The organism is Staphylococcus sp. GDY8P57P (genome assembly GCF_017892585.1).
GTDB lineage: Bacteria > Bacillota > Bacilli > Staphylococcales > Staphylococcaceae > Staphylococcus > Staphylococcus borealis.
In genome coordinates, this window is record NZ_JAESLK010000003.1 from 44068 (window position 1) to 70730 (window position 26663).

The 26663-nt window shown below is 33.2% G+C and carries 29 protein-coding genes and 2 other annotated features; of the genes, 2 read left to right on the forward strand and 27 right to left on the reverse strand.

The genetic code is table 11. From position 1 onward, the window contains the following. Window positions 1-137 precede the first annotated feature (137 nt). From secDF to KA878_RS01045, 15 genes are all read right to left on the reverse strand, one after another. A complete protein-coding gene (gene secDF / locus KA878_RS00980) occupies window positions 138-2423 on the reverse strand; it encodes a protein translocase subunit SecDF (RefSeq protein ID WP_193839256.1) in 2286 nt (761 codons plus the stop codon). 226 nt (window positions 2424-2649) lie between these two features. Beyond that, window positions 2650-2910: a preprotein translocase subunit YajC gene (yajC, locus tag KA878_RS00985; protein ID WP_011275581.1), complete on the reverse strand. Its 261-nt coding sequence runs from the start codon at window positions 2908-2910 to the stop codon at window positions 2650-2652. Between the two features lie 16 nt (window positions 2911-2926). Beyond that, on the reverse strand, window positions 2927-4066 hold the full coding sequence (tgt, locus tag KA878_RS00990) for a tRNA guanosine(34) transglycosylase Tgt (protein ID WP_070854918.1): 1140 nt from the start codon (window positions 4064-4066) through the stop codon (window positions 2927-2929). A gap of 19 nt (window positions 4067-4085) precedes the next feature. Then, window positions 4086-5111 carry a tRNA preQ1(34) S-adenosylmethionine ribosyltransferase-isomerase QueA gene (queA, locus tag KA878_RS00995; RefSeq protein WP_193839255.1) on the reverse strand — a complete coding sequence of 342 codons (1026 nt, stop codon included), beginning with the start codon at window positions 5109-5111 and terminating at the stop codon, window positions 4086-4088. A 17-nt stretch (window positions 5112-5128) separates the two neighbouring features. Further along, window positions 5129-6118 (reverse strand): Holliday junction branch migration DNA helicase RuvB, encoded by a 990-nt coding sequence (ruvB, locus tag KA878_RS01000; protein WP_075108336.1) that lies wholly within the window; start codon window positions 6116-6118, stop codon window positions 5129-5131. Between the two features lie 51 nt (window positions 6119-6169). Continuing rightward, window positions 6170-6775, reverse strand: a complete 606-nt coding sequence (ruvA, locus tag KA878_RS01005; protein WP_075108335.1) for a Holliday junction branch migration protein RuvA — start codon at window positions 6773-6775, stop codon at window positions 6170-6172. A 12-nt stretch (window positions 6776-6787) separates the two neighbouring features. Further along, window positions 6788-7243 carry an ACT domain-containing protein gene (locus tag KA878_RS01010; protein ID WP_070854917.1) on the reverse strand — a complete coding sequence of 152 codons (456 nt, stop codon included), beginning with the start codon at window positions 7241-7243 and terminating at the stop codon, window positions 6788-6790. 11 nt (window positions 7244-7254) lie between these two features. After that, window positions 7255-8547: a GTPase ObgE gene (gene obgE / locus KA878_RS01015; RefSeq protein WP_193839254.1), complete on the reverse strand. Its 1293-nt coding sequence runs from the start codon at window positions 8545-8547 to the stop codon at window positions 7255-7257. A gap of 152 nt (window positions 8548-8699) precedes the next feature. Continuing rightward, the gene (rpmA, locus tag KA878_RS01020; protein WP_011275573.1) at window positions 8700-8984 is read right to left on the reverse strand and encodes a 50S ribosomal protein L27; all 285 of its coding nucleotides are present in this window, start codon (window positions 8982-8984) and stop codon (window positions 8700-8702) included. A gap of 11 nt (window positions 8985-8995) precedes the next feature. Then, window positions 8996-9316, reverse strand: a complete 321-nt coding sequence (locus KA878_RS01025; RefSeq protein WP_193839253.1) for a ribosomal-processing cysteine protease Prp — start codon at window positions 9314-9316, stop codon at window positions 8996-8998. Between the two features lie 3 nt (window positions 9317-9319). Next, entirely contained in the window at window positions 9320-9628 is a 309-nt protein-coding gene (rplU, locus tag KA878_RS01030; protein ID WP_002448968.1) for a 50S ribosomal protein L21, read from the reverse strand. 13 nt (window positions 9629-9641) lie between these two features. Then, window positions 9642-9717 (reverse strand) — a sequence feature (ribosomal protein L21 leader region). 46 nt (window positions 9718-9763) lie between these two features. Then, on the reverse strand, window positions 9764-10273 hold the full coding sequence (gene mreD / locus KA878_RS01035) for a rod shape-determining protein MreD (protein WP_070854915.1): 510 nt from the start codon (window positions 10271-10273) through the stop codon (window positions 9764-9766). Next, complete coding sequence (mreC, locus tag KA878_RS01040; protein ID WP_193839252.1) at window positions 10273-11109, reverse strand: rod shape-determining protein MreC; 837 nt, start codon at window positions 11107-11109, stop codon at window positions 10273-10275. The genes mreD and mreC overlap by 1 nt, the downstream gene beginning before the upstream one ends. Window positions 11110-11306: 197 nt before the next feature. Further along, the gene (locus tag KA878_RS14230; RefSeq protein ID WP_107629785.1) at window positions 11307-11432 is read right to left on the reverse strand and encodes a hypothetical protein; all 126 of its coding nucleotides are present in this window, start codon (window positions 11430-11432) and stop codon (window positions 11307-11309) included. Window positions 11433-11512: 80 nt separating this feature from the next. Beyond that, window positions 11513-11989: a DUF4930 family protein gene (locus KA878_RS01045; RefSeq protein WP_075108332.1), complete on the reverse strand. Its 477-nt coding sequence runs from the start codon at window positions 11987-11989 to the stop codon at window positions 11513-11515. 168 nt (window positions 11990-12157) lie between these two features. Here KA878_RS01045 and KA878_RS01050 point away from each other — a divergent pair, with 168 nt between their 5' ends. Further along, window positions 12158-12337 carry a hypothetical protein gene (locus KA878_RS01050; protein WP_053029580.1) on the forward strand — a complete coding sequence of 60 codons (180 nt, stop codon included), beginning with the start codon at window positions 12158-12160 and terminating at the stop codon, window positions 12335-12337. A 56-nt stretch (window positions 12338-12393) separates the two neighbouring features. Here the strand turns inward: KA878_RS01050 and KA878_RS01055 are convergent, their stop codons facing one another. The 5 genes from KA878_RS01055 to KA878_RS01075 form a co-directional block, all read right to left on the reverse strand. Beyond that, window positions 12394-12675, reverse strand: coding sequence for a hypothetical protein (locus KA878_RS01055; RefSeq protein ID WP_053029581.1), 282 nt, complete (start codon window positions 12673-12675; stop codon window positions 12394-12396). 78 nt (window positions 12676-12753) lie between these two features. Next, entirely contained in the window at window positions 12754-13431 is a 678-nt protein-coding gene (gene radC / locus KA878_RS01060; protein ID WP_193839251.1) for a RadC family protein, read from the reverse strand. 15 nt (window positions 13432-13446) lie between these two features. Continuing rightward, window positions 13447-14142 (reverse strand): prepilin peptidase, encoded by a 696-nt coding sequence (locus KA878_RS14615; RefSeq protein ID WP_398577032.1) that lies wholly within the window; start codon window positions 14140-14142, stop codon window positions 13447-13449. A 193-nt stretch (window positions 14143-14335) separates the two neighbouring features. Then, the gene (locus KA878_RS01070) at window positions 14336-15598 is read right to left on the reverse strand and encodes a bifunctional folylpolyglutamate synthase/dihydrofolate synthase (protein ID WP_193839249.1); all 1263 of its coding nucleotides are present in this window, start codon (window positions 15596-15598) and stop codon (window positions 14336-14338) included. A gap of 11 nt (window positions 15599-15609) precedes the next feature. Then, a complete protein-coding gene (locus KA878_RS01075; RefSeq protein ID WP_193839248.1) occupies window positions 15610-18240 on the reverse strand; it encodes a valine--tRNA ligase in 2631 nt (876 codons plus the stop codon). Between the two features lie 44 nt (window positions 18241-18284). Then, window positions 18285-18503, reverse strand: a binding site (T-box leader). 56 nt (window positions 18504-18559) lie between these two features. Between KA878_RS01075 and KA878_RS01080 the strand changes: the two genes are divergently transcribed. After that, window positions 18560-19114 carry a DNA-3-methyladenine glycosylase I gene (locus tag KA878_RS01080; RefSeq protein ID WP_075108325.1) on the forward strand — a complete coding sequence of 185 codons (555 nt, stop codon included), beginning with the start codon at window positions 18560-18562 and terminating at the stop codon, window positions 19112-19114. Window positions 19115-19324: 210 nt separating this feature from the next. Here the strand turns inward: KA878_RS01080 and KA878_RS01085 are convergent, their stop codons facing one another. From KA878_RS01085 to hemA, 7 genes are all read right to left on the reverse strand, one after another. Beyond that, complete coding sequence (locus KA878_RS01085) at window positions 19325-20401, reverse strand: AbrB family transcriptional regulator (protein WP_193839247.1); 1077 nt, start codon at window positions 20399-20401, stop codon at window positions 19325-19327. An 80-nt stretch (window positions 20402-20481) separates the two neighbouring features. Next, a complete protein-coding gene (gene hemL, locus KA878_RS01090; protein ID WP_193839246.1) occupies window positions 20482-21765 on the reverse strand; it encodes a glutamate-1-semialdehyde 2,1-aminomutase in 1284 nt (427 codons plus the stop codon). Between the two features lie 24 nt (window positions 21766-21789). Then, the gene (hemB, locus tag KA878_RS01095) at window positions 21790-22764 is read right to left on the reverse strand and encodes a porphobilinogen synthase (protein ID WP_075108322.1); all 975 of its coding nucleotides are present in this window, start codon (window positions 22762-22764) and stop codon (window positions 21790-21792) included. Beyond that, a complete protein-coding gene (locus tag KA878_RS01100; RefSeq protein WP_075108321.1) occupies window positions 22754-23434 on the reverse strand; it encodes a uroporphyrinogen-III synthase in 681 nt (226 codons plus the stop codon). The genes hemB and KA878_RS01100 overlap by 11 nt, the downstream gene beginning before the upstream one ends. Window positions 23435-23460: 26 nt before the next feature. Next, complete coding sequence (hemC, locus tag KA878_RS01105) at window positions 23461-24393, reverse strand: hydroxymethylbilane synthase (protein ID WP_075108320.1); 933 nt, start codon at window positions 24391-24393, stop codon at window positions 23461-23463. A 31-nt stretch (window positions 24394-24424) separates the two neighbouring features. After that, the gene (locus tag KA878_RS01110; RefSeq protein ID WP_075108319.1) at window positions 24425-25237 is read right to left on the reverse strand and encodes a cytochrome C assembly family protein; all 813 of its coding nucleotides are present in this window, start codon (window positions 25235-25237) and stop codon (window positions 24425-24427) included. A gap of 21 nt (window positions 25238-25258) precedes the next feature. Next, on the reverse strand, window positions 25259-26605 hold the full coding sequence (gene hemA / locus KA878_RS01115; RefSeq protein ID WP_193839245.1) for a glutamyl-tRNA reductase: 1347 nt from the start codon (window positions 26603-26605) through the stop codon (window positions 25259-25261). Window positions 26606-26663 lie beyond the last annotated feature (58 nt).

The window sequence follows — 26663 nt, forward strand, 5'->3', positions numbered from 1 at the left end:
CATTTATCCTCCCTTTTTCCAAAAGCCATTATACCGAAAATTGAGCTAAATAAAAAGTAATCAACGTTAAGTTATTAAAAGCGTTAAAAAAGAGTAGAACGGAATTCGAATTGAATTCAACATTCTACTCTTATAAACTATACTAATATTTTTTCATCATTTGATTTTTTCTCTTTGTATACCGTTAATTTACCATTATCTGATTTCTTAAGTTGTCGTTTTTTCATAATACCCCATAATGGCACAGCGATAAATACTGAAGAGAACACACCAGAAACTAATCCGATTAATAGTGCTAATGAGAAGTTAAATAAACTTGATGCACCAAAGATTAAAATCGCTACTACGACAACTATAACAGTTAATACCGTATTGATAGAACGTGTCATTGTTTGACGTATAGATCGATTGACGATTTCATCGATTTGTTCAGGTTTAGTAATAACCTTAATTTTATGAAGGTTCTCCCTTACACGGTCGAATGTAACAATCGTATCATTAATTGAATAACCTACAATGGTTAGTACAGCTGCGATAAATGTGATATCAACTTCTAATCGGAATAAACTGAATAAAGCAACAATCATAAAGACGTCATGGAGCAATGCTAAAACAGATGATAATCCCATTCTCCATTCGAATCTTAGTGATACATAGATAATAATACCTATTGCAGCGTATATAAGAGCTTTCATTGCGTTTTTAGCTAATTCTTGACCAATCATAGGTGATACCGTATTGACTGTTGGTTTATGACCATACTCGTCATTTACTTTTTTATTTAACTCTACGACTTTATTTTTAGATAAGTCTTTTTTGAATTGAACAGTCGCTTGTTTGTTGTCATTACCATTAATTTGAACTTGATCTGGTGTTAATCCTAAATCCTTCATCGTACGTTCAACTTTAGGTTGTGATAGTTTCGTATTAGAATCAATGTCTACTCTAGTACCTGCTGAAAAATCAATACCAAGGTTTAATTTAAAGATACTCAATATAACAATACCAACGATTAAGATTAAAATACTAAATCCAATTAATGGTTTTGCTAATTTAACAAAATTCCATTTTTCATATGAGGTTTTAAGATCATGAACATCTACGCCTTCATTAATATCATGTCGATCCTTCTTACTAACACCAAATAACCAGAATTTCTTCTTAAAGTAGTTAGAAGATACAAGTAATGATAATAAACCTCTTGATAAGAATACGGCTGTTACAAATATCATTAAGATACCTAAAAGTAACATTGTTGCGAAACCTTTAACTGAGCTTTCACCGAAGAAGAATAACACACCAGCTGCAATTACTGTTGTTAAGTTCGAGTCAAAGATAGTTAAGAATGAACTTTTATTTGCTTTAGAGTAAGCCTGTTTTAATGTCCTACCGATTCGCAGTTCATCTTTTATCCGCTCATACATGATAATATTCGCATCTACCGCCATACCTACACCGAGCACAAGTGCTGCTAACCCCGGTAATGTAAGCACACCAGAAATAAAGTTAAATGCTACTAAAGTAAGGTAAATATATACTGTTAATGCGATAATAGCAACTATACCTGGAAGTCTGTAGAAGCCTACCATAAATAAGTATATAATTGCTACACCAATTGCAGATGCAAATATAGTTTTATCAAGTGCGTCTTGACCAAATTGTGCACCTACTGAATTAGAGTAAATTTCTTTTAAGTCAACTGGTAAAGAACCTGCGTTAAGCAATTCTGCAATTTGTTTAGCACGTTCTACACCTTCTTGACCATGGAAGCCACCTGAAATTTCAACGCTATCAGAATTAATAGGTTGATCAACAGACGCTGCTGAAACGAATTTACGTTTGTCTTCAGGTTTTTCTAATTCTTTATGGTAGCTATCTCCTTTTTTAAAATCAAGCCAAACTACCATCATGTTTTCTTGTTTTTTTGAAATTTCTTCTGTTACTTTTTTAAATTTTGCACGGTCTTTTAATTTAAACGTAACTGCTGGCTCATTTGTACCTTGCTTGAATTCTTGCTTAGCTGAGCCTTGTACAATATCTTTACCTGTTAATTTAACTTTGTCATTAGCATCACGAATCGTTAAATTAGCCTGAGAAGATAATATTTTACGTGCCTCATCAGGATCTTTTACACCTGCTAATTGAACTCTGATACGATCTGGATCCTCAACTTGAATGTGAGGTTCAGAAACACCTAGCACGTTGACACGGTTTTCCAAAGTTCTAGCAGTAGATTGCAAGGCTTTTTCATCGATTTTTTTATCCCCATCAAGTGGTTTAACTTGATAAAGCACTTCGAATCCACCTTGTAAATCTAGTCCGAGATTTACATTTTTAACTACATTCTTATAAGTCATCCCCATTCCAACAAATAGAACGGCTACGATTAGTATGAATGCAATTATCCTACTAAATTTCTTCACATGAACACCTCATTGTTTACTTATGTACTAAGAATAATCTTTTAATAAACCATGTGCAAGTTAATAAAAAATTGCATAGTTATTACATGACCTATCTATATTAACATACCACATCTATTAGTGAAATTAAGATTATTGCACCTAACCCTTTAAAACTAAAAAAACTGTCAACAAAGATCATCTCTGTCGACAGTTTTAGATAATTCGTTTCGTATCTCCCTTAATATTAAGAAGGGTCTACTTGTTTAATCGCTGGTTTTTCAAAAGTCATTTCAGTACCATGACCATTAACTGTAATAACAACTGTCGTTTCATCCACAGCTTTAACAGTTCCTTTTAAACCACCAATTGTAGTAATACGTTGACCTGATTCAATTCGACTAATCATTTCACGATGCTCTTTCGCACGTTTTTGTTGAGGTCGAATTAAAAAGAAATAAAATACTATAATTAAAATTATAGGTAGAATTAACGCTGAAACGTTCATTATGTTGTCTCCTTATTTAGAAATTTTTAGGGTTCTCTACATTAAGCCCATATTGTTCAAAGAATTCATCTTTAAAATCTAAAAGACGATCTTCTCGAATAGCTTGTCTAATATCTTCCATCAATTTTAGCAGAAAATGTAAATTATGAATAGTAGTAAGACGGATACCGAAAGTTTCTTCAGCTTTGATCAGATGTCTGATATAAGCACGTGAATAATTCTTACATGTGTAGCAATCACAATTTTCATCTAGTGGTTTAAAATCGTTGGCATATTTAGCATTCTTAATCACTAATCTTCCGTTCGATGTCATACATGTACCATTTCTAGCGATACGCGTTGGTAAAACACAGTCAAACATATCCATTCCACGTATACTACACTCAATTAACGCATCTGGAGACCCTACACCCATAAGATAACGTGGTTTATCATCTGGCATATATTGCACAGTATGTTCAACCATTTCGTACATTACTGGTTTAGGTTCACCTACAGATAAGCCACCGATTGCATATCCAGGGAAATCTAGTGCAACTAATTCTTTCGCACTTTGTTCTCTTAAATCTTTGTATTCTCCACCTTGGATAATACCAAAGAGCGCTTGATCATCAGGACGCTTATGCGCTTTTAAGCAACGTTCAGCCCAACGTGTCGTACGTTCAATTGAATCTTTTACATATTTATATTCTGAAGGCATAGGTGGACATTCATCGAACGCCATCATAATATCTGAACCTAAATCATTTTGAATCTCCATCGATTTCTCAGGACTTAAAAATAATTTCGATCCATTCGTATGATGTCTAAACTCAACACCTTCTTCACTGATCTTACGAAGATTACTTAAACTAAATACTTGGAAACCACCTGAGTCAGTAAGAATTGGGCCATCCCAATTCATAAACTTATGTAGACCCCCAGCTTGTTTGATAATATCATTTCCAGGTTGTAACCACAAATGATACGTATTTCCAAGTATAATTTTAGCTTCAATTTGGCGTAATTCTTCAGGACTCATTGTTTTAACGGTTGCTTTTGTACCTACTGGCATAAACATCGGCGTTTCAAAAGAACCATGTGGTGTGTGAACGATACCTAAGCGTGCACCTGATTGTTTACAAGTCTTTATATGTTCATAAGTTACTGCTGGCATATTTAATACCTCTCATTCATTAAATAATTAACATCGCATCACCGAAACTGAAGAATCTATATTCCAAGTTAACAGCTTCTTTATATGCGTTTAAAATGTTTTCTCGACTACTAAATGCGGAAACAAGCATGACAAGCGTTGATTTAGGTAAATGGAAATTAGTAATCAAACCATCTATGGCTTTGTACGTAAATCCTGGATAGATAAAAATATCAGTCCAGCCACTGACAGCTACAAATTCACTATAATCTCTACGAATCGTCTCTAAGGTTCTAGTAGATGTTGTACCTACAGAAATGATTCTGTGGCCTTCTTTTTTAGTTTGATTTAATAAGTCCGCTGTTTCTTGTGTCATTTGGTAATATTCACTGTGCATTTCATGGTCATTGATGTCTTCAACACTCACAGGTCTAAATGTACCTAATCCAACATGCAAGGTTATAAATGCAATATTTATTCCTTTAGCTCTAATATCATCTAACAATTCATCTGTAAAATGTAAGCCAGCTGTTGGCGCTGCTGCTGAGCCGCTTTCTTTGGCATATACAGTTTGATAACGATCAGGATCATCTAAACGTTCTTTAATATATGGAGGTAGTGGCATTTCACCGAGTTCATTCAATCTTTCTTCTAATATTCCTTCATAATGTAAACGCATGATACGTCCACCTTGATCTAATTCTTTGATGCATTCAGCTACAATCTTACCGTCTCCGAAAGATAATTTATTACCCACTTTAATTCGTTTTGCAGGTTTAAGTAATACTTCCCAATCGTTATCCTCAATTCGGGTAAGCATTAGCATTTCAACTTTTGCGCCAGTTTCTTCTTTCAAACCAAATAATCGTGCAGGCATAACACGCGTATCATTTAAGACAAGCGTATCACCAACTTCTAAATAATCAATCACATCCTTGAAATGTTTATGTGTGATGTGACCGTCTTTTCTACCTAACACCAATAATTTACTTTGGTCTCTATCTTTCAAAGGGGTCTGAGCAATTAATGATTCAGGCAAGTCATAATCAAATTCCTCAACATTCATTTTTATTCCCTCATTTATTAAAAATTTTTGAAATGTTCATACGCATATGCAGTGGCTTTTCTACCTCTAGGTGTACGTTCTATAAAGCCTTTTTGAATTAAAAAAGGCTCGTAGACATCTTCAATGGTTACACGTTCTTCACCTATAGATACAGCTATTGTATCCAGTCCTACAGGTCCTCCATTGTATTGATTTATAATACATCTCATCATTTTATGATCAATATAATCTAAACCTTCTGCATCTACTTGTAGTAATTGTAAAGCTTGTTTCGTTGTTTCAATATAAATTTGTTCATCTTCATTAACTTGTTGAAAGTCTCTGACACGTTTTAATAAACGATTGGCAACACGTGGTGTACCTCGCGAACGTTTCGCTAATTCAGTCGCACTTTCATCGTCAATTTTAGTATTTAAAACTTCTGCTGTACGGATAATGATTTCTTTTAAATCATTTTCGTTATAATATTCCAATCTTAGATGAACACCAAATCTATCTCTCAATGGGCCTGTTAAACTTCCAGCTCGTGTAGTTGCACCAACTAACGTAAATGGAGGTAAGTCTATTCTAATACTTCTCGCCTCGTCACCTTTACCAATAATAATATCAATGAAGAAATCTTCCATTGCTGAATATAACACTTCTTCTACAGTACTACTTAAACGGTGAATTTCGTCAATAAATAATACATCGCCAGGTTGTAAGCCAGAAAGTATCGCAGCTAGGTCACCAGGTCTATCTAATGATGGTCCTGAAACAGTTCTGATATTAACATCCATTTCATTTGCAATAATATTAGATAGCGTTGTTTTACCAAGTCCTGGTGGTCCGAATAAAAGTACATGATCTAATGGTTCTTCACGAAGTTTAGCCGCTTTAATGAATACTTCGAGATTATTCTTAATTGAAGATTGTCCTATATACTGTTTTAATCTTGTTGGTCTAAGTGACAGCTCGAAAGACGTTTCTTCATTATGCAAAGATTGATCAACCATTCTGTCATCCATATTTTCTCCCCCAGTTACATTAGTTAATGTTTAGTCTCTGCTTTTAAAAAATTAAGATACCAGTGTTTTTAAGCCGAGTTTCACTGCTTCATCAACTGAATCAAATGAAGATTTGTTCAATACTTTTTCAACTTTAGCTATTTCACGTTTTGAATATCCTAAAGCTTCAAGCGCAAGTAAAGCTTCTTTCACTAGTTGCTCATTATTTGAACTATTTTCATTGATACTGAGTAGTGATTCAGTTGTTTCTGTTGTAATTTGTACTTTTCCTTTTAAATCAAGCACAATTTGACGTGCAGTTTTCTTCCCTATACCTGGAAACTTCGTTAAATAAGCGTCATTTTCATTCTCAATGGCTAGCTTAACTTCATTTGGAGTGCTTGTCGCTAAAATTGCTAATGCAGATTTAGGGCCGATGCCTGTTACTTTAATCAAACTTAAAAACATATCTTTTTCTTCTTCATTGATGAAGCCATAAAGTAACTCTGCATCTTCTCTAACAATCAACGAAGTATATATGACTACTTCTTGCTCCAAATATTTTTGAAAACGATAAGAATTAGGTGTTTGAATTTCGTACCCTACTCCATTCGATGTTTCAACAACTACATGAGTTGGAAATAATTGTGTTAATTTTCCTTTAATATAAGCGTACATTATTAACCTTCCTTACATACTCATACTGATTAATTCAACTTTAGAAACGTGATCAATATTTCTTAAAGCTTTAATTATTTCGTCAATTGAAATCGTAGTATTTTGGGCGCTTAAAGATAGCGTTATCGTAGCTTTCTCTTCCATAGGTACACTTTGATGAATTGTAAGTACAGATAATTGTAGTTTAGAAATAGTATTCAGTACTTGTGCTAGCATTCCTACAATGTCATTTACATAAAGGATGAGTGTAAATTCACGATGGTCTAGCATTTTCTCATCTACAGGAAATATGGTTTCTCTATATTTGTAAAATGCACTCCGGGAAAGATCGAATAATTTAACTGCTTCATAAATGGACAATTCCGGATTATTTTTTAAAGCATCTTTAATTTTTAATGTCTTAACCACTGATTCAGGTAAAACATCTTCTCGTATCAAATAAAACTTTTTATAATCTTTGTTGTCCACTGTTAGCACTCCTATTCTACAAATTCAAATTCTCCACCTAAAATTCTAACGATGTCTCCATTACTACAACCACGCTCTCTCAATGCATCATCAATACCCATTGAGCGCATTTGTCGAGCAAATCTTCTAACTGCAGGATCACTATTGAAGTCTGTCATTTTGAACATTCTTTCAATAGCATTACCACTGACAACATAAGCGCCATCATCATCTCGCGTAATAGTAAATTTATCTTGTGAAGGCGTATGTTTATAAAGTACGCGGTTAACACCTACTTCTTCGTCATTATCGACGCTGAAGTCAATATCTTTAACTTCATCTAATTTATCCGCTATCGCATATAACAATTGATCAATATTATCACGTGTAATCGTTGAGACAGGAATGATTACAACATCATTATCTACTTCTTCTTTAAATAGCGTTAGATTGTATTCTGCGTTAGGCATATCCATTTTGTTAGCTACAACGATTTGAGGTCTATCCTCTAATCTTTGCTTATAATTAACTAATTCCTTATTAATGATTTGATAATCTTCAAATGGATCTCTGCCTTCTGATCCACTCATATCTATCATATGCACAATTACTTTTGTACGTTCAACATGTCTTAAAAATTGATGTCCTAATCCAACACCGTCGGAAGCACCTTCAATTAAACCTGGTAAATCAGCCATTACAAAACTTCTATTGTCTGGTGTTGAAACAACACCTAAATTCGGTTTAATCGTTGTGAAATGATAGGCACCAATTTTTGGTTTAGCTTTGGAAACGATTGATAACAACGTTGATTTTCCTACACTAGGGAATCCTACTAATCCAACATCAGCGAGTAATTTAAGTTCTAATGTAACATCTAATTCCTCACCAGGTTCACCATTTTCACTAAAATCAGGCGCCGGATTTCTAGGTGTTGCGAATCGAGAATTACCACGTCCGCCTCGTCCACCTCGAGCAACTATAGCGCGTTGGCCATCTTCAACTAAGTCTGCTAAAACTTCATCTGTTTCAACACTTTTTATTATCGTACCAGGTGGTACTTTTAATACTAAATCTTCGGCACCTCTACCATGCATGTTACTACTTTGTCCATTTTCACCTTTTTTTGCTTTAAAGTGACGTTGATATCTAAAATCTAATAACGTTCTTAAACCTTCATCTACTTCAAAAACTACTGATGCGCCTTTACCACCGTCACCACCAGCAGGTCCACCAAATGGGACATATTTCTCTCTTCGATAAGCTGTGATACCATTACCACCATCACCGGCTTTAAGAGATATTGTAACTTGATCGACAAACATATATCTCACCTCTTTTACTATTTGTTCTTCAATGACAATATTATATCATTATCCATTAAAGTATAAAAAACTAACACAATAAAGTTAGTTAAATTGTATAAAAACAAAATAAAACACCAGAAGCATTCACTTCTGGTGTTAACTAGACAAAATTATTCAGCTACTGCATAAACAGAAACTTGTTTTTTGTCACGACCTTTACGTTCGAAACGAACAACGCCGTCGATTTTAGCGAATAATGTATCATCGCCACCACGACCTACATTTTCACCAGGATAAATTTTAGTACCACGTTGACGGTATAAAATTGAACCGCCTGTAACGTATTGACCGTCAGCACGTTTAGCACCTAAACGTTTAGATTCAGAGTCACGACCGTTTTTAGTAGAACTTACCCCTTTTTTAGATGCGAAGAACTGTAAGTTTAATTTTAACATCGGGATACACCTCACTTGTAATTTAATCTGATATTTTCATTATATTCATCTTCAATCATTTGTAAAGAAACTAACATCGCTTGAAGAATTAGTTGCGCTTGTTCATTGTTTGTATCTACACTTCTGATATGAAAATGACCTCCGTCATCTTCATAATCAATGTCTGGTTTCTCAGTCGTTAAACCTAGAATCGCATTAACACTTCCAAATAAAACCGCTGATGCACCTGCACAAACAATATCATGACCATATTCACCATGATTAGCATGACCATCCATGATAACGTCAGTTACTTTTCCACTATCATTAATAGTAATATCAACCGTAATCATAGATTAAGCGTTGATTTTATCAATAGTTAATTTAGTGTATGGTTGACGATGGCCTTTTTTACGTTTAGAGTCTTTACGACGTTTGTACGTAAATACAGTGATTTTTTTACCGCGTCCTTGTTTATTAACTGTAGCAGTAACTGTAGCACCTTCAACAGTTGGCGCACCAACTTTAACTGAATCGCCACCTACAAATAAAACTTTATCAAATGTGAATGAGTCACCTTCATTAACATCTAATTTTTCAACGAAGATTTCTTGACCTTCTTCTACTTTAATTTGTTTACCGCCTGTTTCGATAATAGCAAACATACTTTGCACCTCCTATAATTATAAGTCACGCCATATATAGGTGACATCGAAATGTTCTTAAACCTATATTTGAGCGGTTGTATGTAGCTATAAAACTACTCAACTACTGCATCTTACCATTACTACATCTATGTGTCAATCTTGATTTTGTGTTTTTTTCATTAATTTCATAAATATAGGAAATAGAATCATTAACAATAAGATATTCATTATGACTGTTGGTATTAATCTCAATAAAATAAGATTAATGATATCAATATTTGCGAACCCAATCACACCATATATCATTGCTATATAAATCTCAAACACAATGATACTTGCAATACTTAGTGCAAAAACCATAGTATAATCTCGATAAAAAACGTTAAGGAATTTATCGAAAATAACCACGAGTGCTAAGTAACCAAACATATATAAACCATATACACTACCGGTATAAACATCCGTTACAATTCCAAATAATACTGCAAAGATTAATCCTATACCGAAGCCACGATAAATTGTTAACAACAAAATATATAATAACATTAAGTGTGGGATAAGATTAAACTCAAAATGACCAAAATGCATCGGTATCACAAGTCCAATGATGCTGTCGATGTAAAACAACACAACGCCAACAATTAAATACCACAATACTCTCATCAATTGTCCCTGCTTTCATCCGTACCATTGTCAGGATCTTTTTTGGCAATATAAACGTGGCTAATATCTGATAAATTGGCACCCGTCTTAACTCTCACTTCTTTTGCTAATCCATACTCATCATTCTCAACTTTGGTAACTTCACCTATGTATAAATCACTTGGCAATTGATCGGCTAATCCGCTTGTAACAACTTTATCGCCTTTTGAAATCTTATCTTTATTATTAATGTTTCCAATCACAAGTTCCTGATTCTTTTTATCGTAATGGTCGATTAAGCCAAACACATTTTTAGAATCATGTTGAATATTAACAGACAATTTACCTGTTCTTGTATTCGTTGATAATAAGTCTACTTGAGATGAAAATTGGTTGACTTTCGTTACCCTTCCAACTAAACCTTCAGCGGTCATAACAGCCATATTAGATTTAACACCATCTTTTTTACCTTTATCGATAATAACTGTATTCATCCACTGATCTGCATTTCTAGCGATTACTGCACCAGAAATAGGATCATATTTAGAAATGTCAGTCATATCTAATTCTTTTTTTAAATCTTTATTTTCCGCTTCTAGCTTTTCATTTTTAGCCTCTAGCTGTTTCACTTTATTATTATCAGTTGTTTTATTTGAGCTAAAAAGATTATTAATCGCTCCAGTAACAAAATTGACAGGATAACTCACGACTCTTTGTCCAAGAGAAACGGAATCCCCCACATATTGTTCAGGAGGTGATTGCGTCTGAGATCTTAATGACAAACCAATCAGTGCAATAAAAATAATAACCGCACAAAAAACAACAATTAATTTGTTATTTTTGAAAAACTTTTGCACTCATAACACCTCTATAAATTCTAATTTTAATCATCCTATATTATTTTATATTACTCGGAGTCTTAAATAAAGCACTAAGTTTATTCTATAGTATCATCTTAAAATAAAAAAGAGATTAGATAACTAGACTAATGCGAAACGTGTTACATAGCCTATATTATCTAATCTTACTCATCAAACTCATTTTGAAATTAATTTTACTTTTTGTCTTTATCTTTTTTATCATCATCACTATAAAGTTTTTCATCTTTTCTCCATTTCGCGAAAAGATTTTGCGCTTTAGCTTGTTCATTTGCTTGTTTTTCTTTAGATTGTTCAGACATTCATCACACCAACCTTCGAAATTTAGTTTATAACATAACCATAACGCAGAAAATAAGCGAGTTCAATTACGAAAACTTAATTAATATGCATCATAAGGTCTTAATTCAATATATTGACCGAGCGCATTTAAATCTTGTTCCATTTCTATTTCAGTTCGATACACTTTAATATGATCACTACCAAATTTATAAATAATGAATTCATCATCGCGTTGACCTGCTAAATAATTGTCATTATATCCCATTCTACCTAGACCAGAAACCGCCATGAACTCTTTTTTATCCAAATATTTAAATACATTTCTAGTTTGACTTGCTGGTATATTTTGTAAAATATCATTATCTTGGATTTCATAATGCTTACCATTAGCCGGAATATTTTGTGGACGATTCAAATTATTTGGTGCGTTACTGACTTGCTCATTATTAATAGGATGATTAATTGGATTCCAATCTTGATCTCTTAAAAATGGTGCGTATTTTAATGCAAAATATATAATACAAATAATAGCTATGACTGCAATGATATTTTTAATAATACTAAGTAAAAATCGCATTAAATACCCTCCAATAGTATTCCATATTATTATAAATGACCGTTGTCACAACATCATCAGTCTTAAGCATGAAAATGGTATGCACTAAAGTATGATACCAAATTAATCAAGAATGTTTTATAATATAACTATATTATTGTTTATGGATATTCATGAGGAGTGTTGATAATGAGTATTGTGAGTATCATTTTAATTGCATTACTTGTGATATTGCTATTTAGGGTTGGTTTTGCAATTCTTAGATTTGTAATATCTGCAGCCTTAATACTATTAGGATTATATTTAGGATATCAAGGTATACTTTGGATTATGGAAAATTTCCAAGTATTATCCGCCTATATTCAATAAATTGGAAACTAGCTATGCAATATCACTTATCATATTGATATTGCAATGGCTAGTTTTTATTTACGAAATGTATGTCTTAGATAGTTAAATAATTTATAAATGCTAGATAGTAATATCCCCCATATAGCCCCTGTAATTAACGAAGCTAAAATTAATGTAGCAATATTTATATCTTGGCCACTAATCAACACGCCTAGCACGGTAAATATTGCAATGCCTATCATTGAAAGAACAACTGTAACAAGCATTTCTTTAAGTCCAATGGTGTATTCTTTAATTGTAAGTCTTAATACATATATAACTGGTATCAAAATCCCAATGATTAAAAATAATGTCATAAAGCACCTCTATAAAATTTTTCAAACACAATTATACAAGATGATTAATCATTAAAACAAATCATTCTTTAAATTGACTTATTCAAAATAACCTTCTTCCACTAAACTTGCATATTTCTGATCTCCAATAATAATATGATCAAGGACTTGAATCCCTAATAATTCACCGCAATCTTTTAATCTTATAGTAGTTGCTATGTCTTCTTTAGAAGGTGTGACATCGCCAGAAGGATGGTTATGTAATACGATAATGGCATTACTAGATGCTCTAATAGCTGCTTTAAAGACTTCTCGTGGATGAATAACTGATGAATTCAATGTTCCTTTATAAATTGTTTCTTCTTTAATAACAATATTTTTAGAATTTAATAAGAGTACAACAAAATGTTCTTGAGTCAAATCTTTCATCTTTGACATCATAATATCTGCAACGTCACTTGGAGATGTTATTTTAATCTTTTCACTAAGGTCTCTAGCATACATTCTCTCACCTAGTTCAAAAGCAGCTTTAAGTATGACTGCTTTATATAATCCTATTCCTTTAATTTTTGTAAAGTCATTTATTGATAAATGTTTGAGCGCTTTTAAACCATCAAAACGTATGATTAATTCATTGGCAATATCTATACTTGAAAATCCTTGCCTTCCTGTATTAATAAGAATTGCCAACAACTCACTATTAGATAAGCTTTTCTCTCCATTATGTATGAGTCGCTCTCTAGGTAATTCAGACTTTGCCATACTTTTAATTCTCAATAATTATCAACCTTTCTATAAATACATTAGTGTGTACTGATGTAAACAGCTTGCAAATATAAATCCAATAAACATAAATGGTACAAATGGAATATACGTTTGCTGTTTCGTAATGAGTAAAACTGAAGAAACGATAATAGCAATAAAAAGTGTAAAGAGTAAAAATATTACGTAAAAGTGATAAGGGAAAAAGCAGGATAAAATGGTTAAAAGTAGTATATCACCGTAGCCTATGTGTTTAGGGGATAAAAAATAAAATAGATGTAATATGAAGAAAAAAATAATAAATGTGGAAAAATAAAATATTGAGTGTGCCGTACACACTATCGCGAAGAGAATTAACATAAATACATTAATGGATAATGTTTCTATATCATATAGTGCCATGGTCAGTAAAAATAAATACGTGGTAATGAAAAGGGATAAATGCACTTGGACGTCGAAATAAATAATTATCGGAATCAGTATAAACGATAAGCATTCTCCTATAATATAATGACGTTTTAACTTATTGTGACAACAAGCGGTGTTCCCTCTTAAAATAAAAAAGCTAAGTATAGGTATTAGAACAAACCATTGTAATTTCGAGTCACAATAATCACATTTAGAACGCATTGTTAGATAATTGAATTTCAATTGCGTCATATTTGTCAGTTGATATAAAAAACTAAAGAGAACACTACAAACAAAAGACGTTATTAGCACTAGCATCACCTATAATAAGTATAACGTTTCCCCTTTAAAAGTAAATAAGTTGTGTAATTTATATTATAAATAATATATAGTATCTAAAAAACAGGGAGTAATTGAAGCGGTTTTTTAAATTTTCGTTATAACTAAAATTCCCAAGTCAACTAGGTATTTTTTAGTTACCTAGACAACTTGGGAATAAACTACTTTAAATTTAAAACTCAGTATTACTTTTTACTTCACTTATAAAATACAAACTACCGGTAATTAATAGCCCGTCACCATCGTAATTCTTTATAAACGACACATAGTCATCGATGAATTCAATATTTTCTAGATTTACTTGTTCGGACAATTCCTCTTTAGTTAGTGCTTTAGGTAAATCAAATTCAGTGAAATATAAGTGATTTGATATTTCTTCAAGTTTATTAAGCATACCGTGAACCGGTTTACCTTTTATGGCTGAGAAAAGAATATCCATTTTTTCATTGTCATAATAATTTTTGATAGTATCAATTAGTGCTTCAATACTTTCATTATTATGCGCACCATCGATAATCATTAATGGATTCTCTTTGACTTGTTCAATGCGACCAGTCCATGTAACACTCTCAATTGCATCAATCATCTTATTAAAATCCAAAGTGATAACATCTTGCTCGTAAAGTTCTATCAGTGCAGTAATGGCGAGAGATGCATTTTCTTTTTGATGTTCTCCAAGCATATTTAGAATAATTGTTTCGAGCTCATAATCTTTATATCGGTAAGTAAATTCATCATCTTGTGAAACCACAACGATTTCACGATCAAGTTCAATAGGTTTTGCTTCAGTACTCTCTGCAAGATCACGGATATATTTAAGTGCTTCCTCATTCTTAACAGCATAAATGACAGGTGTATTCGGCTTGATAATTGCACCTTTATCTTTTGCAATATCTAAATATGTGTTGCCTAATATATCTGTATGATCTAATCCTATACTTGTAAGTACTGAGAGAATTGGATTAAACACATTAGTGGAATCATTTTTTATACCTAATCCCGCTTCAACAACAACGAAATCAACTGGATGGATTTGACCAAAGTAAACGAACATCATCGTTGTGATGATTTCAAATTCAGTAGCGCCACCTAATTCTGTTTCTTGTTCTAAAGCTTCACTAATTGGTTTAACTATTTCAACTAATTCAACAATTTCATCATTTGTAATTGGAAGTCCATTTAAACTGATTCTTTCGTTGAACGTTTCAATAAATGGAGAAGTGAACGTTCCTACTTCATAACCATTTTCAACTAAAGCGGCTCTTATATAAGCGACAGTTGAGCCTTTACCATTTGTACCACCAACATGTATGCCTCTGATATTTAATTGAGGATTATTCAAACGATCTAGCATCCATTCCATACGTTTTACACCGGGTTTGATACCAAATTTAGTTCTCTCATGTATCCAATACAAACTCTCTAGGTAATTCATTGGCGATTCTCCTATGCTTTTAATTGTTCAATTCTGTTTTTCACACCATCATATTTTTCTTGATAACGTTGTTGTTTTTCTTTTTCTTCGTTGATGATTTTTTCTGGCGCTTTATTAACAAAATTTTCATTAGATAATTTTTTATCAACACGATCTAGTTCTTTTTGTAATTTATCTAATTCTTTTTCTAAGCGTGCAATTTCTTTATCCATATCGATTAAACCTTCTAAAGGCAATACAACTTTACCAGCAACTACAACTGCAGTCATCGCTTTTTCTGGTATATCAATATGTGTATCTATCGTTAATTCACTTGGATTACAGAATTTATGAATATAATCTGCATTTTCAATAAGTGTTGCTTTAATATTTTCATCTTTGGCTTGAATGAAAATAGGAATAGCTTTTGAAAGTGGTGTATTCACTTCAACACGTGATTGTCTTACAGATTTGATGATTTCAACTAATTGTTGCATCGTTTGTTTACTATCTTCAAAGATATATTCTTCTTTAACAGTTGGCCATGATGCTTTTACAATTGTTTCTCCTTCATGTGGAAGACTTTGCCATATCTTCTCAGTGACAAATGGCATGAATGGATGTAACATTCTCATTGTTTGATCAAGTGTGTAACTTAAAACAGAACGTGTTGTTTGTTTTTGTACCTCATCATCACCATTCATTGGGATTTTACTCATTTCAATGTACCAATCACAGAATTCATCCCAAATGAAGTTATATAATGCTCGACCAACTTCACCAAATTCATATTTCTCGCTTAAGTTTGTAACTGTTTCTATTGTTTCGTTTAAGCGAGTTAGTATCCATTTATCTGCAAGGGATAAATTACCACTTAAGTCGATATCTTCGAATTTAAATTCTTCTCCAATATTCATTAAACTGAAACGTGCACCGTTCCAAATTTTATTAATGAAATTCCAAACGGATTCTACTTTTTCAGTAGAGTAACGTAAATCATGACCAGGTGATGATCCTGTTGCTAAGAAATATCTGAGACTGTCTGCCCCATATTCTTCAATAACATCCATAGGGTCTACACCATTACCTAAAGACTTACTCATTTTTCGACCATCTTCAGCTCGAACTAATCCATGAAGTAAAACATCATTGAATGGTCTTCTATCTGTAAATTCCAGACCTTGGAATATCATTCTCGCAACCCAGAAAAAGATAATGTCATAACCCGTTACTAACGCATTCGTAGGATAGTAGCGTTTGTAATCGTCGGCATCGATATTTGGCCAACCTAAAGTTGAGAACGGCCATAACGCGCTTGAGAACCAAGTATCTAATACATCTTCATCTTGTTCCCAATTATCAATGTCTTTAGGTGCTTCTTCTCCAACATAAATATCTCCTGTTTCTTTATGATACCATGCAGGAATTTGGTGTCCCCACCATAATTGTCTAGAAATCGTCCAGTCTCTAATTTCTTCCATCCAGCGATTGAAAGTATTCTCAAAACGTGGTGGATAAAAATCAATGCGATCATCCGTTTTTTGATTATCAAGTGAACGTTGTGCTAGTGGTTTCATTTTTACAAACCATTGCGTAGATAAGTACGGCTCAACAATAGCACCAGAACGTTCAGAATGCCCAACTGAGTGAACGTGCGCTTCAATTTTAATAACTAAATCTTGCGCTTTTAAGTCTTCAACTAACTGTTTACGGCATTCGAAGCGATCTAAACCAGCATATTTACCAGCTTTTTCGTTCATTTTACCATTTTCATCCATGACTATAATATTTTCTAAATCATGTCGTTGCCCAATTTCAAAGTCATTTGGATCGTGTGCAGGTGTAACTTTCATTGCCCCACTACCAAAATCAATATCAACATATTCATCAGCTAATATTGGTAATTCACGACCAACAATAGGTAATATAACTGTCTTTCCAATTACATCTTTATAGCGGTCATCATTTGGATTTACTACTATAGCAGTATCTCCTAACATTGTTTCAGGTCTTGTTGTTGCGATTTCAATATACCCTTCACCATCAGCATAAGGATATTTAAAATGATAAAAATGACCTTCAACGTCTTCATGAATGACTTCAATATCTGATAGCGCAGTTCGAGCTTCGGGATCCCAGTTAATAATACGTTCTCCACGATAGATGATACCTTTATTGTATAAGTCAACAAAGACTTTTCTCACTGCTTTACTTAATCCGTCATCCAAAGTAAATCGTTCTCGACTATAATCAAGTCCTAAACCTAATTTAGCCCATTGTTGGCGAATAAATGATGCGTATTCCTCTTTCCATGACCAAGCATGTTCTAAGAACTTCTCACGCCCAATATCATGACGAGAAATGCCTTGTTCTTTTAATTTAGCATCTACCTTAGCTTGAGTAGCAATACCAGCATGGTCCATACCAGGTAAATATAAAGTGTCATAACCTTGCATACGTTTCATTCGCGTAATGATATCTTGTAACGTTGTATCCCATGCATGTCCAAGATGTAATTTACCTGTTACATTGGGTGGTGGAATTACAATTGTATATGTTTCTTTTGATTTGTCTTCTGAGGGTTTGAAATAACCATTCTTTACCCATTCTTCATAACGCCCAGCCTCAACTTCGCGTGGATTATACTTAGGCTCCATGTTCATCGATTAAAAACCTCCTAATAATTAAAAAAACATCCTCCTAAATAACATAGGACGGATGTTCCGTGGTACCACCTAAATTCAAGCATATATCCATATACTTGCACTTAATTTGATTAACGCTCAAACACGCTTTTATCTACTTATTAATTGTTCAATAAAAGTTCAAGTGGGCTACCTTCAGATTGAATGTTATACATATTTACACCGACCATATGCTCTCTGTGCTATCATTCAAACTTACTCTTCCCAATAATATATTTCATTACTTAATTATAGTATAATGGAAATCGTGATAAGTCAATCTCTTGGAGGTATATTTATGAATGAATGTGCATTTAGCACAACAGACCCGACTTACTTAGATTATCATGACAATGTCTGGGGACAACCTATGTATGATAGTAAAGCATTGTTTAAACTTTTAGCTCTAGAATCTCAACACGCTGGGCTATCATGGCTCACTATATTAAAAAAGAAGCACTCATATGAAGAAGCATTTTACAACTTCGAACCAAGCAAAATTGCACAAATGACACCAAGTGATATTGATGCATTAATGGAATTTCCAAATATTGTTCATAATCGTAAAAAGTTAGAAGCCATTGTGTCACAAGCCAAGGGCTATTTCGAAATAGAAAAAGACTATGGTAGCTTTAGCCACTTTTTATGGTCTTATGTAAATCACAAACCCATTGATTTAAACTACACAAATGCTTCGGAAAGATTAACCGTAGATGATCGTGCTAAGCAATTGTCTAAAGACTTAAAAAAATATGGCTTTAAGTTTCTTGGTCCAGTAACCGTATTTTCATTTTTAGAAGCGGCTGGGTTATATGACGCTCATTTAAAAGGATGCCCATCTAAACCTTCATAAAATTAATATGGGGTGGCACAGAAATAAAATATATTTGTTGTCCCACCTCAGCTTGCTTAGCTTGTAGCTTTTTATGATGACATTCACTTAGCTAGGACCCGGCTAGCAAGGATAACTAGGTTTGTTAAACGTTTGATTTAAGCATCTACTTAGTTCAATCGGCTACTGTAAATTTACCAAGTAGTATTATCTAACTATTTTGCCCCAACCTCATCTTTTTTTCAGAAATTTCGATATACCACCACGTAAGAAAAAGCCGATGATAGGTGCTACTACAAATAAAATAAAAAAGATTCTAAATATATGGAAACTGGAAATCATTGCCACATCTGCCCCAGTTGCCATTGCGACTAGAACAATTTGACTCATACCTCCCGGCGCCCCACCTAAAAATAATTCATTAATATTATTATTTGTAAACAGATGCACAACGTATACCATGATAAATGATCCAATGATTAAAAAGACATTTTGATAAATTATAGCTACGGCAATACGACCTTTTAAATCTGAGAGTAAATTGGCAATCTGTAGTCCGATTCTAATCATATATATCACTTGTGCAGAAGCAAGGATATAGTTATCCAATGTAAATATGTGTTGTGTCGTCAAATTCCAAATAACCAAAACTAATATAGGCGCTAATAATTGTTTAGTAGGAAAATTAATTTTCGCCATAAAACTATAAACAATGGCAATACAACACACGAGTAATATTACTTGCGATAAGTTAAGTACTTCTGTTAGTGGTGGTGCTTTCAGAGGCGTTACGCCATTATCACCATGACTACTAAAGAAATATGAAATCATTGGTACTAATATCACTACAAAAATGACTCGAGACGTTTGCGTTAAACTCACCACGAGTATATTTGCATTTTTATTTTCCTCAGCCATGATCAACATTTGACTTAATGCACCGGGTATAACACTTAATATCGCCGTTTCAGTGTTAACATTTGCTATTTTCTTAAAAAAGAATGCTATCAGTAGCGATAAAATGATGAGTAATAGTGTAACAATTATAATTGTCAGCCAATCATCATTGATATCATGAAGCACTTCAATTGTGAATGTCGATCCGATTTGAACACCTAATAAAATAAGACCAATCTGACTGAACCAAAAAGGCCATTTAACCTCTAATTTAAATACTTTAATGACAATTATTGATGCAATAATAGGACCAAACATAAATGGTAAAAGAATGTGTGCAACATGCAGTATCAAGCTTATTACAATTGCTGTCACTAAAAGAATAAAGTTATTGATCCATATTTTTTTCATTATGCATCCACTTCTTTCATTAAAAATGAGGTTAAGACATCATCGAGTTGAAAGTCCTAACCTCATTCTATTTCATAACATTATACAATACGACTTAGAGCAGTATCAAATGCTTGGATGGTTTTTTCAATGTCTTCTTTACTATGTGCTGTAGATAAAAAAGTACCTTCAAATTGAGATGGTGGTAAGAATACCCCTTCTTTTGCCATTTCACGATACATTTGACTAAATCGTTCTAAATCACTTTTATTTGCTTCTTCAAAATTAGTGACAGGTCCTTCATTTAGGAAGTATCCAATCATAGAACCAGCTCTATTTATAGTGATTGGGACGTTATGTTTACTGAAGACTTTTTTAAGTCCCTCTTCTAACATATCACCTAATTCTTGGAAATAGTCATATGACTCAGGTGTCAATTGACTTAATGTTTCATAACCACTTGTCATCGCTAACGGGTTACCTGAAAGTGTTCCTGCTTGATAAATATTACCTACTGGCGCAATTTTATCCATTATTTCTTTTTTACCACCAAAAGCACCTACTGGTAGTCCGCCACCGATAACTTTACCTAAGCAAGTAAGATCTGGAGTAATACCAAAGTAACCTTGTGCACAATTGTATCCTACTCGGAAACCTGTCATAACCTCATCAAAAATAAGAAGTGCACCATAATCATTTGTAATATCACGTAATCCTTGTAAAAATCCATCTTTAGGTGGAACAACACCCATATTACCTGCAACAGGCTCTACAATAATACCAGCTATATCATCCCCGTAATTCTCAAATGCAACTTTAATTGCATCAAGATCATTATAAGGAACGGTGATTGTATTTTTAGCAGTGCCTTCAGGTACACCAGGTGAATCAGGTAAGCCAAGTGTTGCAACACCAGAACCCGCTTTAATTAATAATGAATCACTATGGCCGTGATAACATCCTTCAAATTTAACGATTTTATTACGTCCTGTATAACCACGAGCCAATCGTAAAGCTGCTAATGTTGCTTCAGTTCCAGACGAAACCATACGTACCTTTTCAATTGATGGCACACGTTCGATAACTAATTCAGCAAGTTTATTTTCCTCTAAAGTAGATGCACCAAAACTTGTGCCTCTATCTACAGCTTCATGAAGTTTTTTAATGACTTGTTCATTCTTATGTCCTAGAATTAATGGCCCCCAACTTAATACATAATCAATATATTCATTGCCATCAATATCATAAATTCTTGATCCTTTAGCATGATCCATAAAAATTGCTGGTGTATCTACAGATTTAAATGCTCTTACAGGGCTATTAACACCACCTGGCATTAGATTTTCAGCAATTTGCATTGCCTCTATCGATTTCTCGTAACCCATATCAAAGTCCTCCTACTAGTTATTTTATTTATCTAAATAACGACAAATGTCTTTAGCAAAGTAAGTAATAATCATATCTGCGCCAGCGCGTTTCATAGAAACCATTTGTTCCATAACAACACGTTCTTCATCAATCCAACCATTTTGAGCTGCAGCTTTCGTCATCGCATATTCACCACTAACGTTATAAGCGATAACAGGAATATTTGTATTATTTTTAACATCTCTAACAATATCTAAGTAACTTAACGCAGGTTTTACGATCATCATATCTGCGCCTTCTTTTAAGTCACTTTCAAGTTCACGGAATGCTTCTAACCGATTTGCAGGATCCATTTGATATGTTTTTCTATCTCCAAATGACGGTGCAGAGTCTGCCGCATCTCTGAATGGTCCAAAGAAGCTTGATGCGTATTTAATGCCGTAACTCATAATTGGAACATTATAATAACCTGCGTCATCCAAGCCTTTTCGAATTTCAGCGACAAAACCATCCATCATATTACTTGGTGCAATAATATCAGCACCTGCTTCAACTTGTGAAATAGCCGTTCTAACAAGCAATGGTAAGGATTTATCATTATCTACATCATGCGTATGCTCATCGATCACACCACAATGTCCGTGGTCTGTATATTCACATAAACATGTATCTGCAACGATTAATAAATCTTGATGCAATGCTTTGGCTTTTCTAGTCGCTTCTTGAATAATGCCATTATGATCATATGCACCGGAACCTACATCATCTTTAGCATTCGGCACACCAAAGAACATAATCGCTCTTATACCTAAGTCATATGCCTCATTAATTTCATCATCTAACAAATTTAAACTGATTTGATAAACGCCAGGAAGTGATTTTATTTCACTTTTTACATCATCTTTTTCAACTACAAATATTGGATAAATTAAATCTTCTTTTCTAACATGATTTTCTCTAACTAAATTACGCATTGATTCTGATGAACGTAATCGTCTATGTCTATCAAATTTCATTATTATACCAACTTTCAATAATTTTATTTATAAGCGATTCTGAAGTTTGTTTATCTGCTACCAATGAATTTAAACCATGTTGATGTAATGTGTTCGCAGTTTGCTTTCCTATTGCAAAATAGTTATCAAACTGTTTCGGCACATCATGCTTTATATATGCGTTCACAGCAGAAGAACTTGAAAACGTTATAGCATCAATTTTATGACTTTCGACTTGTTGAATCACTTCACTAATATTTCTATCATTCGCAATAGGTTTATATAAATCGATTTTGGTCACACTATTAGTTTGTGCTAACGTTTGTTGAAGTTTAGGTCGCGCCATAGCACTACTTGGTATTAAAATAGATTGATTTTCTTGTTCAAACTGTTCTAACAATCCTTCTTGAGAGTAATCATCAGGAACAAAGTCCACATTAATATTTAACGTTTCACATAGCTCTGCTGTTTTCTTGCCAATAACTGCCACATAGTTAACATCTACTTGATTCAAATATTGATAAAATAATCGAACTGCATTTTTAGAGGAAAAAATAATCCAGTCATAATTATGATGCAAAACTTGAGAGTCAAATTCAAGTGATTGAATTTCAATAAATGGCTTATGCACTATGTCAACTAAATCACTATTAAATTCACTCGATTGCGTCATAACTACAACTGGTTTCATAATTCATTGCACCTCTATAATTTGGTTTAATGCGATTGTTCTTCGTTTAATTTTTTTATGATGTCATAAGCGCCTTGCTCTTTTAATACACGACTGACTTTTTCACCTAAATCAATTGGATTGCTACCAACCTCTGTATGTTCATATCTTTCTGAGCCATCTGGCGTCATAATGAGCCCAGTAAATTCAATTTCCCCATTTTCTTTGTTTGTGGCATAACCACCAATAGGTACTTGGCAACTTCCATCCATAGCCGAAAGGAATGTTCTTTCAGCAGTAACACAGTCTGCTACTGATTGATTATGGACTTTCTGCAATAATTCTAATAACTCGGTATCATCACTACGACATTCAATACCTAATGCACCCTGGCCGATAGCTGGTAATAAAACATCTTTATCTAAATACGTTGTAACGATGTCATCTGACCAACCCATGCGTCTCAATCCAGCAGCAGCTAAAATAATGGCATCATAATCTTCTGTTTCAAGTTTATGAAGGCGCGTGTCAATATTACCTCTTATCCATTTTATTTTTAAATTAGGATATTTAGATAAAATTTGAGCACCACGTCTTAATGAACTTGTTCCAATAATACTACCGTCTGGTAATTCATGTAATGGAACATGATTTTTTGAAATATAAGCATCAAACGGTACTTCCCTATCTGGAATACAACCTAAGGTTAAACCTTCAGGTATGATGCTTGGCACATCTTTAAGTGAGTGAATCGCCATGTCGATATCTTTGTCAAAAAGTTCTTGCTGAATCTCTTTGACGAATAACCCTTTTCCACCAACTTTAGATAGTTGTTTGTTTACAATGCGATCACCTTTTGTGACAATCTCTTTAATTTCAATTTCTAGAGTTGGATCCACTTCTTTTAACTTATCGATAAATTGTTGGCTCTGTGTTAAAGCAAGTTTACTTCTACGTGAGCCTACAACTAATTTGCGCATACTTGTTGCCTCCTAATGACATTTAAAAAATTTAAGTGAAATGCGTTGTAAAAAATAAATTAACCATACATAAGCAAAATAACACAATGTTAAAGTAGATTAAATAAATTGTTTTAAACCAGTGATTGATACGACTTATTAAATAAATAGCGTAGAAAATGGTAATAATTGACGATAGTACTACTTTAGGGTCAGCAAAGATACTATGACCAATGGCATACACGCCCCACTGAGCACCTAGGATAACACTTAAAATCAAGATGATGAATCCACCTAAAGATGAGTAGAACACAACGGTTTCAAGTGTAGCTACGCTACCAATCCTAAAATACTTTTGATCAAAATTCTTCTCTCTCAAATTTCGGTACTGAATAATATAAAGCAACGAATTAACAAAAGCTAAAGCAAAAAATGCATAACTTAATACTGCTAATCCAATGTGCACTAATAATAATTCATTAATGACTGCAACCCGTTGCACGTTTGTTGAATAATGTTCAGGTTGAAACGTATTCATCATTAATAAGATAAATCCTATTACATTAAGAAAGAACACAGAAAAACTTAATACTTTAACAACATTTAAAATCAGTGCAATACATATGATTATCCACGATAAAAAGAAAAATACATCAAATAACGAACTTAAAGGAATTCTATTATGTGAAGTGATATAAACAGACAAAGAGATTGTTTGTAATATCCAAACAATCCCTAATGTATAAATTCCCAATTGTCTAATTTTATGACTCTTTTTAACGAAGTCAATAAAATAACAGAGAATACTAATTAAATATATAATTAATATTATTTCATGAAATCTAATAAACAGGGTCTCTTGCATATTATCACCATATAAATATGCTTATTCAAAACTAAAGATATGACGGATAGACATTTCTTTTTCTTTTTGTGCTTTACGCGCTTTAATATGTTCGTAAGGATCTTCAGCATCAATATCAAATATGTTTTGAAATAGCTCTAATTTTTCATTACTTCTCTTATCATTACTCAATTCTTTGGCCTGTTTTATTGGATCTTTCAACATTTGATTGATAATACTTTTAGTGTGTTTCGAAATTATTGTACGTTCTCTATCTGTAAGATTAGGAAGCTTTCTGTCGATACTATCCATCGTTTCTGATTGGATTGTCATTGCTTTTTCACGTAACGCTCTAATAACAGGTACAACACCTAACATATTCACCCAATCGTTATGTGCCTGTACTTCATCAGGAATCTGACTGGCTATAAAATCTGCAGCCATTTGACGTTCTCGTAAATTTGCATCAACTAAACCTTTAAGGTCATCCACATCATAACTGAATATATTCTCACTAATGTTAACATCTGGTTCAATATCTCTAGGAACTGCAATATCAATTAACAGTAATGATGAAGCTTTTCTTTGAAGATTGACATCTTCTATCATAGATTTTGTAACAATAAAGTCTGGTGAACTTGTTGAACTGATAACAATATCCGCATCAGTCAATAGAGTTGGTAATGACTCAAGTGTATTATAATTCACGCCGTGCTTGTTTGCTAATTTATACGCATTAGTTTCAGTTCGATTTACAACAGTAATATCATCAATACCTGAACCTAACAAATTTAAAAGTGATAACTCACTCATTTCCCCTGCACCTATGATGATAGCTTGTTTACCTTTTAGTTTACCAAATACCTTTTTAGCTAATTCAACCGCAGCATATGAAACGCTAACAGCATTATCTGCTATATCAGTTTCATTATGCGCTTTTTTAGCGAATGTAATAGCCTGTTTAAATAAATGATTGAACATTGTACCAGTTGTTTGAAGATCTTGAGCTAAAAAGAATGCGTCTCTCATTTGTCCAAGAATTTGTGTTTCACCCAGTACAATAGAATCTAAGCCAGAAGTGACACGCAGTAAATGTTCAACTGCTTCGTCCCCCACTTTAACTTCTGACATTTGTTTTATATCATCTACTTCAAATCCAAATGAACGCGCTAAAAATCTTTGTATATAATAACGACCCGTATGGATTTGATCAACTATGGCATATACTTCAGTACGATTACATGTAGATAGAATAACGTTCTCTAAAATAGATTTAGTTTCGAACAAATCTTCATGGGCTAATCGTAAGGCATCATCTCTAAAAGCGACTTGCTCTCTAAGTGCTACATCGGCAGTGCGATGATTTATACTTAAAGCAATAAAATGCATTTATAACGCCCTCCAAATACTAACAATACTGTTAGTATAACACATAATTTAACGATTT